At 39.8% G+C, this 15,709-nt stretch carries 13 protein-coding genes; 5 read left to right on the forward strand and 8 right to left on the reverse strand.

Features of this window, described 5'->3' with window-relative positions:
* Positions 1-17 precede the first annotated feature (17 nt).
* From QJ048_RS05735 to QJ048_RS05745, 3 genes are all read left to right on the forward strand, one after another.
* Positions 18-1,214 carry an AGE family epimerase/isomerase gene (locus QJ048_RS05735; protein WP_282333376.1) on the forward strand — a complete coding sequence of 399 codons (1,197 nt, stop codon included), beginning with the start codon at positions 18-20 and terminating at the stop codon, positions 1,212-1,214.
* The gene (gene nagA / locus QJ048_RS05740) at positions 1,192-2,322 is read left to right on the forward strand and encodes an N-acetylglucosamine-6-phosphate deacetylase (protein ID WP_282333377.1); all 1,131 of its coding nucleotides are present in this window, start codon (positions 1,192-1,194) and stop codon (positions 2,320-2,322) included. Before QJ048_RS05735 ends, nagA begins: the two co-directional genes overlap by 23 nt.
* 61 nt (positions 2,323-2,383) lie before the next feature.
* Positions 2,384-3,286, forward strand: a complete 903-nt coding sequence (locus QJ048_RS05745; RefSeq protein WP_282333378.1) for a DMT family transporter — start codon at positions 2,384-2,386, stop codon at positions 3,284-3,286.
* 237 nt (positions 3,287-3,523) lie between these two features.
* On the opposite strand, the gene QJ048_RS05750 is transcribed toward QJ048_RS05745, so the two are convergent.
* The 6 genes from QJ048_RS05750 to QJ048_RS05775 form a co-directional block, all read right to left on the reverse strand.
* Entirely contained in the window at positions 3,524-4,804 is a 1,281-nt protein-coding gene (locus QJ048_RS05750; RefSeq protein WP_282333379.1) for a carboxymuconolactone decarboxylase family protein, read from the reverse strand.
* 1,064 nt (positions 4,805-5,868) lie between these two features.
* The gene (locus tag QJ048_RS05755; RefSeq protein WP_282333380.1) at positions 5,869-6,945 is read right to left on the reverse strand and encodes a fatty acid desaturase family protein; all 1,077 of its coding nucleotides are present in this window, start codon (positions 6,943-6,945) and stop codon (positions 5,869-5,871) included.
* 375 nt (positions 6,946-7,320) lie between these two features.
* Positions 7,321-7,950, reverse strand: a complete 630-nt coding sequence (locus QJ048_RS05760) for a hypothetical protein (RefSeq protein WP_282333381.1) — start codon at positions 7,948-7,950, stop codon at positions 7,321-7,323.
* A gap of 246 nt (positions 7,951-8,196) precedes the next feature.
* The gene (locus QJ048_RS05765) at positions 8,197-8,682 is read right to left on the reverse strand and encodes a hypothetical protein (RefSeq protein WP_282333382.1); all 486 of its coding nucleotides are present in this window, start codon (positions 8,680-8,682) and stop codon (positions 8,197-8,199) included.
* Positions 8,683-8,914: 232 nt separating this feature from the next.
* Positions 8,915-9,463: a hypothetical protein gene (locus QJ048_RS05770; protein ID WP_282333383.1), complete on the reverse strand. Its 549-nt coding sequence runs from the start codon at positions 9,461-9,463 to the stop codon at positions 8,915-8,917.
* Between the two features lie 191 nt (positions 9,464-9,654).
* Complete coding sequence (locus tag QJ048_RS05775; RefSeq protein WP_282333384.1) at positions 9,655-10,224, reverse strand: hypothetical protein; 570 nt, start codon at positions 10,222-10,224, stop codon at positions 9,655-9,657.
* A gap of 156 nt (positions 10,225-10,380) precedes the next feature.
* On the opposite strand from QJ048_RS05775, the gene QJ048_RS05780 reads away from it, so the two are divergent.
* Positions 10,381-10,569: a hypothetical protein gene (locus QJ048_RS05780; RefSeq protein WP_282333385.1), complete on the forward strand. Its 189-nt coding sequence runs from the start codon at positions 10,381-10,383 to the stop codon at positions 10,567-10,569.
* 100 nt (positions 10,570-10,669) lie between these two features.
* On the opposite strand, the gene QJ048_RS05785 is transcribed toward QJ048_RS05780, so the two are convergent.
* Entirely contained in the window at positions 10,670-11,059 is a 390-nt protein-coding gene (locus QJ048_RS05785) for a hypothetical protein (protein ID WP_282333386.1), read from the reverse strand.
* 181 nt (positions 11,060-11,240) lie between these two features.
* Positions 11,241-12,350 (reverse strand): tyrosine-type recombinase/integrase, encoded by a 1,110-nt coding sequence (locus QJ048_RS05790; protein ID WP_282333387.1) that lies wholly within the window; start codon positions 12,348-12,350, stop codon positions 11,241-11,243.
* 402 nt (positions 12,351-12,752) lie between these two features.
* On the opposite strand from QJ048_RS05790, the gene QJ048_RS05795 reads away from it, so the two are divergent.
* Positions 12,753-15,647, forward strand: coding sequence for a glycosyl hydrolase 115 family protein (locus tag QJ048_RS05795; protein WP_282333388.1), 2,895 nt, complete (start codon positions 12,753-12,755; stop codon positions 15,645-15,647).
* Positions 15,648-15,709: the final 62 nt, after the last annotated feature.

Here is a 15,709-nt window from a genome sequence, read left to right on the forward strand (position 1 = left end):
TCTTCAACATATAAATGATGAAATATTCGCAACAGGATTTAATTGCTTTGCAGGACTTTTATAAAAAGCAGTTGTTGAACGACACCGTTCCATTTTGGTTCCCCCGGTCCTTTGATCGTGAGCACGGTGGTTTTTTGCTTATGAGAGGCGCAGATGGCGAATTAATTGATGATGACAAAGCCGTGTGGATCCAGGGGCGTGCGACATGGTTGCTGTCAACTTTATATAATACTGTAGAGAAAAAAGAAGAGTGGTTGCAGGGTGCAAAACTCGGTTATGATTTCCTCAACAAATTTTGTTTCGATACAGATGGGCAAATGTTTTTTCATGTAACGAGGGACGGGAAGCCGATCCGAAAGAGGCGATATTTTTTTTCAGAAACATTTTATGTAATTGCTGCCGCCACCTATGCAAAGGCAAGTGGCAATGAAGAAGCTGCAGAGAAAGCGAGACGCGTGTTTGGCGAATGTATAGCCTATGCAAGCGGTGAAAAGAAAATGCTTCCGAAGTTTACAGAAACCAGAAGGTCAAAAGGCATTGGCGTTCCTATGATCATGATTAATACCGCGCAGCAATTAAGAGAAACCATCGGCGATCCGCGCTGTGATGAATGGATTCAGAAATGGATTGCAGAAATTGAAAAAGATTTTGTGAAGGACGACATCAAATGTGTGATGGAGCATGTTGCGCCTGATGGTAGCATCATTGATCATATTGATGGGCGCACGCTCAACCCGGGACATGCTATAGAGGGTGCATGGTTTATCCTGCACGAGGCGCGGTATCGTAACAACGATCCACATTTGATATCTCTTGGTTGTAAAATGCTGGATTATATGTGGGAGAGAGGTTGGGATAAAGAGTATGGAGGAATTCTGTACTTTAGAGATGTTTATAGCAAGCCTGTGCAGGAATATTGGCAGGATATGAAATTCTGGTGGCCGCATAACGAAGTGATCATCGCCACATTGCTTGCGTATTTAATGACCGGCAATGAAAAGTATGCAGGTTGGCACAAACTGGTGCACGATTATGCTTACCAGAAATTTCATGACGCAAAAAACGGCGAATGGTTTGGCTATCTTCACAGGGATGGAACCGTGGCGCAAACGGCGAAAGGTAATCTGTACAAAGGGCCGTTTCACCTGCCGAGACAGGAATGGTATTGTACGCAAATATTAAATCAACATCTTGAACACGCAATCAAACAGTAATACACAATTGTATAATTACAAGGTCCATATTGGGCAAATGATTTTTACTGGTGAGGAATGGCTGACTGATCAGGCCATTATTATTGATGGAGAAATAATTAAGGATGTGGTTTCGCAAAGCGAACTTCCTGCCGACCTCAAAACGCATCTCCCTTGCAATCCAATCATTGCTCCGGCCTTTATCGATTTGCAGATATACGGAGCAAATGGAAAACTGCTTTCTGAATATCCCGCGCCTGAAGCATTAAGTGATTTGAACAAATATTGTCGGGATGGAGGTGCAGCCTTTTGCATGCCAACCGTTGCTACCAATCATTACGATGTTTTTAAGAAGGCAACAGATGCCATTAAAAATTATTGGAACCGGGGAGGTGAGGGCGTTTTAGGAATACACCTCGAAGGCCCATGGATCAATCCTGTGAAACGGGGTGCACATATTGAATCGCTCGTTCGTTCGCCTTCAGTAGATGAAGTAAAGGAAATATTGGATTACGGAAATGGGGTAATTAAAATAATAACACTGGCTCCCGAGCAGTGTAGCTATGAAGTGATTGATCTGATTCTTTCCCATGGTATTGTTATTTCTGCCGGACACAGCAATGCTACTTACAAAAAAGCCACGGAAAGTTTCGGTCGTGGCATAAAAGCTGTTACCCATTTGTACAATGCTATGAGCCCGTTACAACATCGTGAACCCGGTCTTGCAGGCGCGGCAATGGATGATGATACGGTAATGGCAAGTATTATTCCGGATGGTCATCATGTTGATTTTGCAGCCGTGAGAATAGCGAAGGCCATTATGAAAAACAGGTTGTTTGTTATTACCGATGCGGTTACGCAAACAGATAAGGGGCACTACCAGCATGAACTCGCAGGAGACAAATATGAAGCCGCTGGTATTTTAAGCGGTTCCGCATTAACCATGCATAAGGCAATGTTGAACCTGGTGAATCATTGTGGTATTGAAATGGGAGAGGCGATTCGCATGTGCAGTTTATATCCTGCAAGGTTGATGGGCCTAGATCGTGAATTGGGAAAAATTAAGAAGGGTTACAAAGCAAAACTCGTTGCCCTTGATCAGTCTGAAGGTTCTTGTGTTTTATTGTAGAATACTTGCAGGCAACAGATAATCACCTTTTACAGAAAACAATTATTGCAACAATAAAATAATGCAAACATCAAAAGCTGGCGGTATAAAATGGTTGGTTACCGGATTATTGTTTGCCATACTGTGGCCCTCTGCGAGTACAGCTACCAAGGCAGGGCTGGCAGTGGCGCAGCCTTTGGTGATTGCCATCGTACGGTTTGCATTGGCTGCATGCATAGTTTTGTTTATTGCACATGTAATACAGCGTAAGAGATTGCCGGCGGGCAAGGAGTGGAAACAAATTGCTATTTATGGATTGCTGAACATCAGCATTTATCTGGGTTGTTATGTAGTCGCCATGCAAACGGTAACAGCAGGAATCGGCTCGCTGGCAGTTGCAACCAATCCTGTTTTTATCAGTTTCCTTTCTGTTATTTTCTTAAAACAAAAAATGGGATGGCGCATTATCTTGGCATTATTGATTTGTACTATCGGCGTTGGTTGCGCTGCGTGGCCTCTATTCAGCAATGCATCTGTAACGGCGGGCGGCTTGCTGCTTTTATTGTTTAGCATGCTGTGTTATTCCGGGGCGGCCATTTATTTCTCTTCGAGAAAATGGGACAACCTTTCTTTGCTTGTTATCAATGGATGGCAAACTTTATTGGGCGGCTTGTTTTTGTTGCCGGTTGCTTTGCTTTTTTATAAGCCGGAGCAAAACCATTTTACCAAAACATTTTGGTTGTCAGTATCCTGGCTGGCTGTTCCCGTGTCAATTGTTGCCGTGCAGTTGTGGCTATGGCTTTTATCCATCAACCCTGTTAGAGCAGGGCTTTGGCTGTTCCTGTGTCCTTTGTTTGGATTTTTAATTGCCGCTTGGTGGCTGAAGGATGTGATAAGCATGTACACCATCACCGGAATGGTTCTTGTTATAACGGGATTACTGATCTCAAGAAAAAAGAATAAGAGTGAAGTTGTCTTTGATTAAACATTCATTTATAATTCATCCTGAGGCGATCCGACGGATTTTCGCTGTACAGTTCTCGTAAGCCATGTGTTTACAAAGCGAAATGTTTCGTTGAATATACAGTTAATTGCGCGTAACGTTCAGAGCTTTTTTATTCCGTTAATACACACTTTAAAATTGTTTTATCTTTCACTTCTATTTGTGTGTCCCATGTGTTATTAATCATTTTTTAACCGTTTAAATTAAGTTGGCAAATAACTAATATGCTTCGATAAGAGTATAATAACAGCTCAATCTATTTAGTAATTGAAGGACAGATAGCCACACAACTATTTCCACTACACCTGCCGGCTCTACCAATTTCAATGTTGTTTCTATTACCTCATCATTTACCTGTGAAGGACTATGGGATGATGCAATTGCTAAAAACAATATACCAGCTTCTTTCTCTGTCAATGAAAGTTGTTGCTGAAGTTCAGCAATTGTTTTGTTACAATTAGTGATATCCGTTGGGATTTCCCTAAGAGCTATTTCCTCCAACTGGTTAAACAATTCGATACTCAACTCGGGTGCTGTGTGTACAGATACATTTTTGATTTCCGTTTTAAGCATATCGTTATGCACCAGGATGCTGAAAACATACCCTGCATACATTTTAATTTTCAATCCTGTTACTGTGAGTTTATTATCCAGGTTGTCTCGAAGAGCGGTAGTCAACGTCCGCACTACTCTGCCTTGCTTTACAGGTTTAAGAATGGGAAATGAATAGCCCGTTTGGTTCTTAAGAAAATTACTTGCTGTTTCGTAGTCAGAGGGAACTCGTTTTGTCCATTTTTTCTCCCAAAGCACTGCTCCGGGAGCCTGGCGCATTACCCGCAAATAGGTAAATAAGTTATCCTGTTGAGGGGAAAACGGTTTTGTAATACTGTAGCCATTATTTGCATGTATTCCCGGCTTCCAGCCTGTATTAGAAAGCAATTCAGCAGTATCATTAATGGCTTCCTGTTCCAATTCCACCCCCATAGCATTCATGAATTTATTTAAAAAGCCCATCATACTTATTGAATATACCAACCATTCAGTTTCGGCTGTTGAAAAGTGCTTACGAACTGCTTCAACATCAGAAATAGATAACAATGACGGAATGTGCGCCAACTTTTCAGCCAGTGTTACCACAGATTGTTCCTTTTCAGTGCGAGAGCCGGCAATAGCTTCACTGCGTGCTCCTCTTCGCAAGGCAAAAGAACAGGCATGGGCTGTGCAATATGCACATGCGGCTTTGCTGGAAGCATACATGGCAAGGCCCATCGAGGCTTTAAAAGATTTGCTGCTGAAAAGCGTATTTGGTAAGTTAAACATGTTTGGCACCAGTAAGTTGTAGGTACGGAAACCGGGTTGCCATATTTCTAGTGTCGGGTCGCAATTGGGAATAATGCCTATCAGCTCTCTTACTAAATTTAATAGGGGATTATAGTTCTTGTGAAGCGTGTTCCAATCTATTGAAACAGGTTTTAAGCTTTCTGCAAGGGTCTTTGCCATTTATTGTTGTTAATGTTATTGCACTTTAACTCAGTTCATTTTTCCAGGCCGTCCGAAATTTTTGTGATCTAACGTTGTTGTCTGGGGTTGCCGCTAAAGTTCCGGGCTTTACGAAGGTTGGTTATTAGTATTCCGTCTGTTCGCTTGGCCCCTAACTTTTTATTTTGTACCGCCAATGTACAAAAGTTGATTAGAATTGCAAATGTTCATGGGCGATGTTCGTCAGCCGGTATTTGCAAAACCCTTGCTGTAAGCCGCTATTCGAATAAGAGATATTTCTGTTTGATAGTTTCATATTTTGTCCAATCTACATCAGTAAGCTTAACCATCTTTAATTCCTTCCTCATGAAGCTTTTCTGTGAAGAGCGAATTTCTTGTTTGCTATTAAAAAAGGTTGGGCAATTAATATTCCAATTCATACCGTTGCTATGAAGGCATGTATGTGGATGAAATAAGTAATCCTTTCGTTAAAGTTTGGAAACTGAACAATGTATGTTTTATAAAATCCAGCGATTATCAATGGTATCAACAAAAGAAAAAAATACCCCAAATATTTATATGCTTTGTCCAAGCAATTGTATTTGAATTCTACTAAGGTGAATATTGTCAGCTTAAATTACTGTAATGGTCTGTCAGCATAGCCTACAACGGTTCGCGGCTTGGCGAAGGCCGGGATTTTTAGCACTAAAGTTCATACGAAGCAAAAAAGCTAAATCTTGCTCAAATGTTTCTACGAAGCACATCAGCCCGCCTTTTGCCAGACCGCTGTTATAGGCAAGTCAAGAAAGTTTTTCCGAAGCATTTAGATTAATTTAAGTTTCGCCCAACGTATTTGCATTGCAGAAAGGCAGGGGATTCGATGCGCTCTTGCTTGGTGCTGATGCAAAATTGGAAATATAAGGTTGAAATTAACGACTAAAGCACAATTGATAAAGTCAAGCCCCGAACCACTGCTGCCATATTGCTGATGTACAAGTTTCAATGTCTTGCACTGACTTTTGGCAATGCGAGGTTGGCTGCAGAGTTTGCCTTTGACTAGGTTGTCCTGGCTAAAGTAGCTAGGCTTATGTTGTACTTCCCATCATTTTCAAATACCTGTAATGGGATTTGATACTATTGAATAAACTGAGTTGATTATATTGGACATTAAATTCTTTTGCCTTTTGTTTTATAAGCATAGAAATTTCCGGATAAACTGTGTGGGGTAGTTTTGGATACAAATGATGTGCTGCGTGCGAATTGAATCCTCCAAGAAACCAATTGTAAATTTTATTTGTTGGACAATAATCAAGTGACGTAGCCAACTGATGAACGTAATAATCATAAGGCAAAAGACCATTGTGGTCTGTTTTAGGAAACTGAGTTTCCATACATAAGTGCGTTGCGATAAGTGTATGAATAAAAAACAGAGAATTTATGACATGCATTAGTATAAAACATGAAATAATAATATGAAATGAATATCCTGATTTGACAGGCAAATAAATGAGAACAAATAAATACAGCAGCTTCCAAAAAATAAATAACCCTGATTCTCTTATTGGATGTTTTATGTTTTGTAAGTTAGCAATCTTCTTTTTGAAAAAATATAAAATATCCTTGATCAAGAACCAATGTAACGTATATATGCAATAAACTAAAATAGAATAGATATGCTGATATTTTTGATATTTTCTTAGTGGATGCTGAGGAGAAAGCCTGATGATAGGGTTATTATCAATATCTGCATCACACCCATCCACATTTGGAAAAAGATGATGAGAAGTCGTGTGACGTATTTTCCATAGATAAGCATTAGTGCCCTGCATATTGAATGAAAGGTGATAAAGCCAATAATTTACCGTCTTATTTTTTGAAAATGTTCCATGGCAAGCATCATGTGACACATTAAATGCCAGCAGCATTCCTGAGATGCCTATAAATATATAATTCATCAAAGGACCAATTATTCCTTGGGGATGAACCAAGAAAAGAATAACATAGGAACTTATGTGAACCCCAAAATAAAATTCCATCTTTAACCACAATAACCTCTTTCTTTTTTTTAGCAAACTTGTTTTGGCAAACATCTTTTCTACATCTTCATTGAGTGAAATAAAAAACATAGAAGAAGACCCAGTCGGAAATTTTATTTTATTCATAAAATCATTTCTTGTATTTGCAATTAGCAAGCAGTTATTATTTTCCCTGGTGTTTTTCAGCAGGAACCTAATACAAGTTTTTTCTTTTCATCGTTGACAATGTCCTCGATATGGTATGACGTGCCATTTGTCACCAAAATTCAGCCATGTATCACTTTTGTCGAATGTACCTTTTAACTTTGCAGCCAACGGAAAGCATTGGCGATGTGGCGGCATTCCGTGTTCCGTCTGACCGGTGTCGCTGCTGATTGATGAACTAAAAGTACAAGTTAAAAACTAAAAGCCCAATAGCATTCCGCCAAGCCCGGACTGAAGCCGAGTAAAGAGCTGCTGCCGATGCTGCCAACGTCCAGCCACACTTGCAGCAAACCCATGTTAGCGGTTCGGCTTTTTGTCCTGCAATTTGTTTAATTCGTTTTTTGTTATCCAAAGTTCGTGTCCAACTGTGTCGGTCAAGTCTTTGTATCTTATCAAGTCGCCAAGTATTTTTGAATTGTCAAACTTTGAAGGTTTGATAACAGCAAATTTGTAAAATTCATTTTCGTGTCTGCCTAATTCTACATTGTCAAAATAAATCGTGTCGTTTTGTAAATGATACTTTCCACTAACTTCTGTCACTCCAAAGCAAACGTTTTGTTCTTTGAATGTGAAGTCATCTTTTAATTTGAAAGTTGTCATACAATTTGCTGCACCTTCTCTTTCTGCAAGTAAAACATTATCGCCTTCAAGCCTGTCAAAATTTATAAGTCCGAATGGTTTGAAAAAAGTCAAAGCCAACACAATTGTTATAAGTCCAATAATAAAAAAACTTTTTTTGTCTGCAAGTCTTTCTTTGATTGCAAAATAAATTTGTCTAAGCAATGCAATCGCAAGTCCAAAATAAACAAGCACCAAAATTGCAAATGCAGGAAATGCAAATAGTCCCAACTTGCCTTTCCAATAGTATGTTGTATTAACTATCAGGAAAAAAACAATTGTCGTTATGAGAAGTTCTTTATTTATCAATGTCGTGAAGGATGTCGTTTTAAGCTGACCGCTAACGTAAGGGCTTTGCGTTCGGCGGGGAAATTAATTCTTCCTGCCTGGAACTGAAGCCGAATTTAGATTAAAAGTTTAAAGACATTCTACTGGCGGGTTGAGTTGGGTCGACCCGGAGCCGAAGCCGAAAAATGAAACCGATGCTTGGGCTCGACCTGAGTCAGCCCCGCTGACGCAAAACTTTTTGTTGCCTGCTGTGTCGTGATCCGTTTGTCAAATGTTCATGTAAGATTTTACAAGTCTGTCAAATTGATGAAAAGCTTGAAATGGAAATTCTTTAGCCCTGTCCTTTGCAAACCGTGTGTCTTGCAGTAAAGCATTAGTCTTACACAACTGAAAATAGAAGAGTGTAATTAACTGTTTTATTTTCATTTCAATTTCCAGCTTCAAGTCAAATGATTTTGGTTCTTCATGAAAAGACTCGCCAAAATCTTCGATTGTCACCAGTGCTTTGTGCTGCTGCGAAGAAAGTCTGCTTATTTTAATTCTTTGTCCACCTGGCTCACCTAACCAAAAGAAAGAAACATCGTCTTGTCCGTTTAACAATGCTGATAAAGCAGAAATCAAGTCTGTGTATGGGTCATTAAAAACGTGAGTTATTGTAAATTCAAAAGTTTTGTCGCTAATATAAAAATAGCAGGTGCTCCAGCCGTGTGGATTAAGAGTCAATATAATGTCAATGTCGTCAGTTTGTTCCATTGTTTGGTCTGTCAAAGCGTAGCAGGCAACGTCAGGGCTTGGCGAAGAACTGGTATTTGAAATTCGTCCAGCCCGAACTGCTGCTAAATTTATAATTAAAAGTTCATTGTCATTGATGTCGCCAAATTTATAATGTCAGGCTGAGAACAAAAGCTGAGTAGCCAAATAGAAGTTGCTGTTGCGTTATGTCAGCCAGTTTTTTGCCAAACCGCTTTGTTGGCTGCATACCCGATTAGCATTCGGGTAAACGTCTTTTAGTAATAGCTAGTACTTTATACCAGCCTTCTTTTAAGTCCTCAATTTTTATTTCGCCATCTGCATCTAAATTATCTTGGCAAGTACAAACACAACTGTCATTATAAGTTAATAAAAGGGTTTGCCAACTACTTGTAAAAAAGAAATTTCTTGGTGAACTCCTTATATAAAATTGAATACATCTTGGTCTCATAATGTCAATGCGCTTCACTTGTCCATTTGCAAAAAGATTTTTTATTTTTTGTCGTTGGTCGTTTGGTAAGAATGAAAAAAGTTTATCAACTTCTTGCGGTGTATTTATATAGCCATATTCATCATGAGCTAACGGAGAAATTCCTTTCATACTGTCCAACGAAATTTTGTCTTTCGTAGCGGATAAAATTTTTTGAACTATTTTAATTTCGTTAAAAGTTTTTTCATCAATATTTTTATCAATAAGCCGAGTTGGAATGCCGATAACTATTATTAAAATGATTACAGTCGAAATTATAAATGTCCAAAGGAATATTTTAGTTCGTCTCTTCAAATTTTAGCGTGTTAAAATGGGTTGCAGCCAACGTTCGGGGCTTTGCGAAGTACGGGAATTAGAATTACCGCTGCTTGCTTGGCCGTAACTTTTGATTTACTACGGCCAAAGTACTAAAGTTCAATAGAATTACAAATGCTGATTGGCGCTATTCTGTCGCCCGTATTTTGCAAAACCCTTGTTGTGCGCCGCTATTCGATTAGGAGATGTTTCTGTGAGATAATTTCATATTTTCTCCAGTCCATCTCAAGGCCGGATACAGGGTCAGTTGTAAACGCGGATGTCGAATAGCATTCTATAATACAGTCTAACATTTTGTCAATGGAATTAAATGCTAGCTCACCAAAGATTTGTATCATCGGCTGATAGCAGAATATTTGTCCAGTTTTTAGGTTGAGTAAAAACATATCACTTTCGCCAGAACCAATAAACGGAAGATAGTCCTCCAATGGTCGTCCTGGAAAATCTTCTTGTCCCCATTCGAAAAAAATATTCCTAATCTGCAAAAGTTCTGTCAAGTTGAATAGTTTACCAAAAGGGATGAGCTCCAATAAAGGGTCAAGTACTCCATAGACACTTTTTACACCATTATGCCATTCATACACGGAAAGTAATTGTCTATTATTGTAAATATTATTTTCCTTAAAAAATAACTCAATTTCAGATTTGTCCAGTCCAGGATTTAAATGTTTGAGGATAGGAGAGTTGTTTTGAATGAAGATTTCTTCTAGGATTTCAAGTCTTTGTCGGGTAGTCAGCATTTATAAATTATTTGGCAGAAAAGTAAACGTCAATTATTTTTCTAGTTAAGGGGGGCTGTCATATAGTGGCGCACAACGTGCCCGGGCTTGGCGTTTGTGGCGGCATTTGAAAACCGTCGGCCCGTAACTGTTGATGAATAAAATTACTAAAAGTTGATGATTAAAATTCTGCCGCCCGGATTTATTCTTCTGCCGGAACTAAAGCCCAACAAAGAGCTGAAGATGAAGCACCGCGCCGAGTCCGCCGACATAACGCCAAACCTGCTGTTGCCTGCTGCCCTGCTTTTGGGTTTCAATGTTCATCAAGACAAAAATTTATATTTAATACGTTTAGATTATTTCTAGTCTCGCCTTAATGTATTTACCAAAAGGTCAGTCATTCAAAGTTTGCCGTATTGTCAACCCAGAGCAAATATAATGGTCAGGTTAAAAGTGAAAGTCCCTATTATGGTTTAATTTTTCGCCAAACAAATGCACCATTGTTCTGCGAATAGAATTTAAAAATAGAATCTGTCAAGGAGGTTTTGATTGTTTCATTATTAAAAATTTGCATTGATTGCCCGTCCTGTGCGATAGTGTATTTTCCTTCTTGGATGACAACTTCAGTAGTGTCTTGCTTTACAATTGTCTTACAAGTCCCGTCGCTATTAAAAATGAATATTTTTCCTAGCATTCTTTTGTCAAACTCAGCAATTGATGCCGGGTCGTTTTGTGAGCCGTCGCCTAGTCGCTCTGCAGTTAAGTAAGCCCAACTTCCAACTATCATTTTACTCGGAGGTTGTTTTACTGTCGTACAAGAGGTTAGGATAAAAACCAAGAGAACGAGTTGTTTCATGTCGTTAGTTTTATTTTAAGTTTCGGAGTCTGGATAGGGTTGCAGGCAACTCATAAATATACGCATGTTTCTCATCCCTTCATACTTGCGGAAATATTTTTTAACCATTGATATTTAACAAAGTATTTCAATTTACGCAAGTGAGAATTATATAATACGAGTTTCGCAAATACAAATTTGGCTAATCCAGTTTCAAGTCGTCTAAAGGGCTTACTACATGAAGAAGATCCCTGTTTGTTACATGTAAGTATCGCAATGTCGTCTTTAGGTCGTTGTGGCCAAGCAATTTCATTATCATGGTCACATCTGTTCCTTTGTCTAGTAGGTGTGTCGCAAAGCTATGCCGCAACGCATGTACACTACCTGGTTTCAGTATGCCGGCTTTCTGCTTGGCCGACTGTAGCACTAACTGAAGGCTGCGGCTGCTATAGGGTTGACCTTTCTGCTGTCCGTCAAACAGATAACCATCAGTGCTTGGCTTAAATGCTTTCCAGTACTCGCGCAACATTACCAATATTACCGGGCTTAGCGCCACAAGCCTGTCCTTCTTGCCCTTGGCCTGTTCTACCAAAATGCACATTCTATTGCTGTCGATGTTCCTTGTTCGAATGGCAACAACTTCGCTTACTCTCATGCCTGCACTGTATGCCAGCATTAGCATTACTCTGTGTTTTAAATTGCCCGCAGCCTTTATTATTGCAGTAATTTCTGCCTGGTTAAAATAGTGTGGCAGCGAGATAGGCTTTTTGGGCCTCGGAATTTCTAAGAACATTTTTTCCTGGTGTAAAACCTGCTCAAAGTAAAACTTCAGCGCATTTATCCGGCTGTGTATTGTATTTTCCGTCAGCTTTTCTTTATCGATGCAATACAGCATATACCTTCGCAGATCATCGGGCAAAAGTCTGGTTACACGGTAGTTGCCGATCGTTTGCAGCAATTGCCTAAACTCGTTTTGGTAGGTTCGTATAGTACTTACGCTATAAGCCTTTAGCCGGAGGTGCGTTACATATTTTTGTAATTCAGCCTGGTTCTCCGGGGAGCAATAACTTTGTGATTTTTTTTGATTGACGTCAGCCAAAGTCTTGCCGATAGGCACATTAAAATCCTTTCCACAAAAGTTCCGCCTGTTTTCCGGAGTGTCGGGAATATGCCAGCATTTTAAGGAACTGCTCCATCTGGCACCGGCAATAGCCCTTATTTTATTATTGGCTTTTGTAATGTGTGGGAAATTTAACCGAATCCTGTTTTCTCCTTTGTGCTTTATAATTTCGAAGCCAAAATCTGCCATCATATATTTAGGTTTGTTAAGGCATGCATCAGTCACAGGCAGTATTTGTAACTATTCAGCGTTAGGTCAAAAACGTGTCTAAGGGAAATAATCCAACAGGATTGTGTTTGCGTGCAAAGGTTATTGTCAATTTGGCGAGTCAGCCAATGCTTCGCCACCTCTGTCACATGGAGAGGGTTTAAGGTCAATTGTGAATTTAATATTTTTTCCCATAAATCGAAATCTTTTTAAGAAAATCGTGGCATTTTTTATACCACCAATTTGAGTGTTTGACTTCTGGTCCAGTGTGTCATACTGCTTAAGGAAGATCGTCTATACAATTGCGTTAAATAGCTGTTCATTCAAAAGATTGGTGATGTGTATGTAATGTTTTATTTTGGCGTCGCTTGAAAAAAACAAATAGTAATGAACGTTTTATTCCGTTACACCGGTATTTTGGTTTTCATATTGTTGTGCAATGCGAAGGCAGATGCACAGGATTTTTCATTTTCTGCAAATGGAAAGCCGGTGATGGTTCTATACACTAAAGATGGCCCTCAAATGGATTCTCTTTTGGCTAGTCTTTTGGCGGATGACATCGAACGTGTTACCAGTCGCCGTCCCGTTATCGTAACCGATATAAATCAGTCGAAAGGTAATGTGATTGTAATTGGCAATCATCAATCGAATCTTATACAATCATTCATCGATAAAAAATCGGCCATACACAAAAGTCTGCAAGGCAAGTGGGAATGTTTTGCGCTCAAAGTAATAGACAGGCCAAAGCCTGATATTGACAAGGCTTTTATAATAAGCGGTAGCGATGCGAGGGGAACTGCGTATGGGGTGTTTACCTTATCACAGAAAATCGGTGTGTCGCCCTGGTATTGGTGGGCAGACGTTCCGGTGAAAAAATCATCTGATGTAACGGTCCATCAACCTGAATATATTTCAACTCAACCTTCCGTAAAATATCGTGGCATTTTTTTGAATGATGAAGATTGGGGACTGCGTCCCTGGGCGGCCAATACGTTTGAACCGACGGTGAAGAACATAGGTCCCAAAACCTATGCAAAGATCTTTGAATTATTACTGCGCCTGAATGCAAATTTTATTTGGCCCGCCATGCATCCCGGAACAACGGCTTTTTTTGCAGTGCCTGGAAATAAAGAAGTCGCTGCGTTGTATTCAATCATTATTGGCTCATCTCACGCGGAGCCAATGTTACGCAACAACGTAGGAGAGTGGAATGAAAAAACGATGGGTGATTTCAACTATTTCACTAACAAAGAAAAAGTCGATAAGTATTGGGAAGATCGCGTAAAAGAAAGTATAGATAATGAAGTGGTATATACGATGGGCATGAGAGGTGTGCATGATGGGCAAATGGAAGGGGTAAAATCTGCGGCCGAAGCAGTTCCGGTTTTAGAAAAAATTATCAAAGAGCAACGGGAGTTATTAGAAAAATACCATCATAAAAGTATTGACGCCGTTCCACAGGCACTGACGCCATATAAAGAAGTACTGGAGTTCTATGAAAAAGGTTTGAAAGTGCCGGATGATATCACACTCGTTTGGCCGGATGATAACTATGGGTATATCCAGCGGTTAAGCAATGAAGAGGAAAAGAAACGAAGCGGCCGGTCAGGTGTTTATTATCACGCTTCTTACTGGGGCAGGCCACATGATTATTTATGGTTAGGTACAACGCATCCTGCGCTGATCCGGGAAGAAATGATGAAGGCGTACCAAACAGGCGCAGATCGTTTGTGGGTGTTGAACGTTGGTGACATTAAGCCTTTGGAGTATGATATACAGTTCTTCATGGACATGGCTTATAACGCAACGCCGTTTAAAGAAAGTAGTTATACCAAGAAACATTTAACTGATTGGAACGAAAATGTGTTTGGGAAAAATGGATCAGTCATAGCAGAAATTTTATGGGACTACTACAATCTTGCTTTTGAACGAAGACCAGAGTTTATGGGATGGAGCCAGGTTGAACCAACAACGCCTACAAAAGTTACAACGTATAACCATTTCAGTTATGGCGATGAAGCGCAGCACAGAATTGACAAATACAATCAGCTCGAGGATCAGGTAAACGGGTTGCGAAAAATAATTGATTCGACTGCATTTCCTGCATTTTATCAGTTGGTGTATTACCCTGTAGTGGGCGCTTCGCAAATGAATAAAAAGTTTTTGTTTCACGACAATGCATATATCTATTCAAAACAGAACCGTCTTAGTGCATATGACTATACGGCAATTGCAAAGGATGCTTATGGCACCATTCAAAGAGAAACGGACTATTATAATAAGGTATTGGAGAATGGCAAGTGGAAAGATATGATGAGTATGAAACCAAGAGCACTTCCGGTTTTTGAAATGCCGGGACTTCCCGCTTTAAAGTTGGATAAGAAGGTGGGTTGGAATATTTCACCCGAGGGAACCGACACGAGTGGAGCAGAAAATCTTGTGTTACCCACTTTTCTTGAAGGTGTTAACCAACATTATTTTGTGGACGTTTTTTTAACTGATTCGTTATCCATTCAATGGTCGGCTGTGCCGTCTGCTGATTGGATCAAAATGTCAACAAAAAGCGGTAACCTGGCTCCCGCGAGGAATGAAAATCAAAAGAGAGTCTGGATAGATGTAGATTGGAGCAAATGTCCGAAGACAGAACATAGCACCGGAATTGTAGATTTCAAGAGCCTGAATAATAAATACGAAGTAAAGGTTAACGTATTTCGTCCCGCCGGCAAAGTCAACGGTTTTGTCGAGTCGAATGGGATCGTTTCGATGTATGCTCAACATTACACAGCCTGCAATAACAGGTCAGAAAATAAATGGGAGATAATTGACGGTCTGGGGTATACCGGAAGATCAGTAATGAATTCAATTGCTTCATCTGTGGTAGAAAGATTTGACGCAACAATGCTAAAACAGACGGGATCATTTCTCGCTTATGATTTCGTTTCCTTTACGGATACAATTCCTGAATTGTTACTCTATGCGATACCTGTTCATCCCATTAACAAAAACTACAGCTTGCGTTGTGCCTTTACAATTGATGACGGCCCATTGCAATTAGTAGATTTCAAATCGAACAGCATTGCACGAACGGAGGAATGGAAGCAAAATGTTTTGAGGAACAATGCTATTCGAAAGTTGTCATATAATCGCATGAAACCGGGCAGCCATACGCTCAAAATATTCGCAGTAGATCCTGGATTTATTCTTGACAGAATTGCAATTAATCTCGGTGGATTAAAGCAAGCCTACAGCGCTATTCCGGAAACATTGTCTGAGAACAAATAGTACTTCTACAAACCAGATGGTATTGTTAGTCTGTAAAATAGTATCATGATAGTACAGGATGG

The sequence above is a fragment of the Pinibacter soli genome, assembly GCF_029961145.1.
Taxonomy (GTDB): Bacteria; Bacteroidota; Bacteroidia; order Chitinophagales; family Chitinophagaceae; genus Pinibacter; species Pinibacter soli.

Excerpts from the sequence above, each read along its gene's own strand:
- QJ048_RS05765 (WP_282333382.1), bottom strand. The coding sequence starts at position 8,682 with ATGGAACAAACTGACGACATTGACATTATATTGACTCTTAATCCACAC.
- QJ048_RS05745 (WP_282333378.1), top strand. The coding sequence starts at position 2,384 with ATGCAAACATCAAAAGCTGGCGGTATAAAATGGTTGGTTACCGGATTA.
- QJ048_RS05780 (WP_282333385.1), top strand. The coding sequence starts at position 10,381 with ATGATTAAAATTCTGCCGCCCGGATTTATTCTTCTGCCGGAACTAAAG.
- QJ048_RS05790 (WP_282333387.1), bottom strand. The coding sequence starts at position 12,350 with ATGATGGCAGATTTTGGCTTCGAAATTATAAAGCACAAAGGAGAAAAC.
- QJ048_RS05755 (WP_282333380.1), bottom strand. The coding sequence starts at position 6,945 with ATGAATAAAATAAAATTTCCGACTGGGTCTTCTTCTATGTTTTTTATT.
- QJ048_RS05735 (WP_282333376.1), top strand. The coding sequence starts at position 18 with ATGAAATATTCGCAACAGGATTTAATTGCTTTGCAGGACTTTTATAAA.
- QJ048_RS05795 (WP_282333388.1), top strand. The coding sequence starts at position 12,753 with ATGAACGTTTTATTCCGTTACACCGGTATTTTGGTTTTCATATTGTTG.
- QJ048_RS05775 (WP_282333384.1), bottom strand. The coding sequence starts at position 10,224 with ATGCTGACTACCCGACAAAGACTTGAAATCCTAGAAGAAATCTTCATT.
- QJ048_RS05785 (WP_282333386.1), bottom strand. The coding sequence starts at position 11,059 with ATGAAACAACTCGTTCTCTTGGTTTTTATCCTAACCTCTTGTACGACA.
- QJ048_RS05750 (WP_282333379.1), bottom strand. The coding sequence starts at position 4,804 with ATGGCAAAGACCCTTGCAGAAAGCTTAAAACCTGTTTCAATAGATTGG.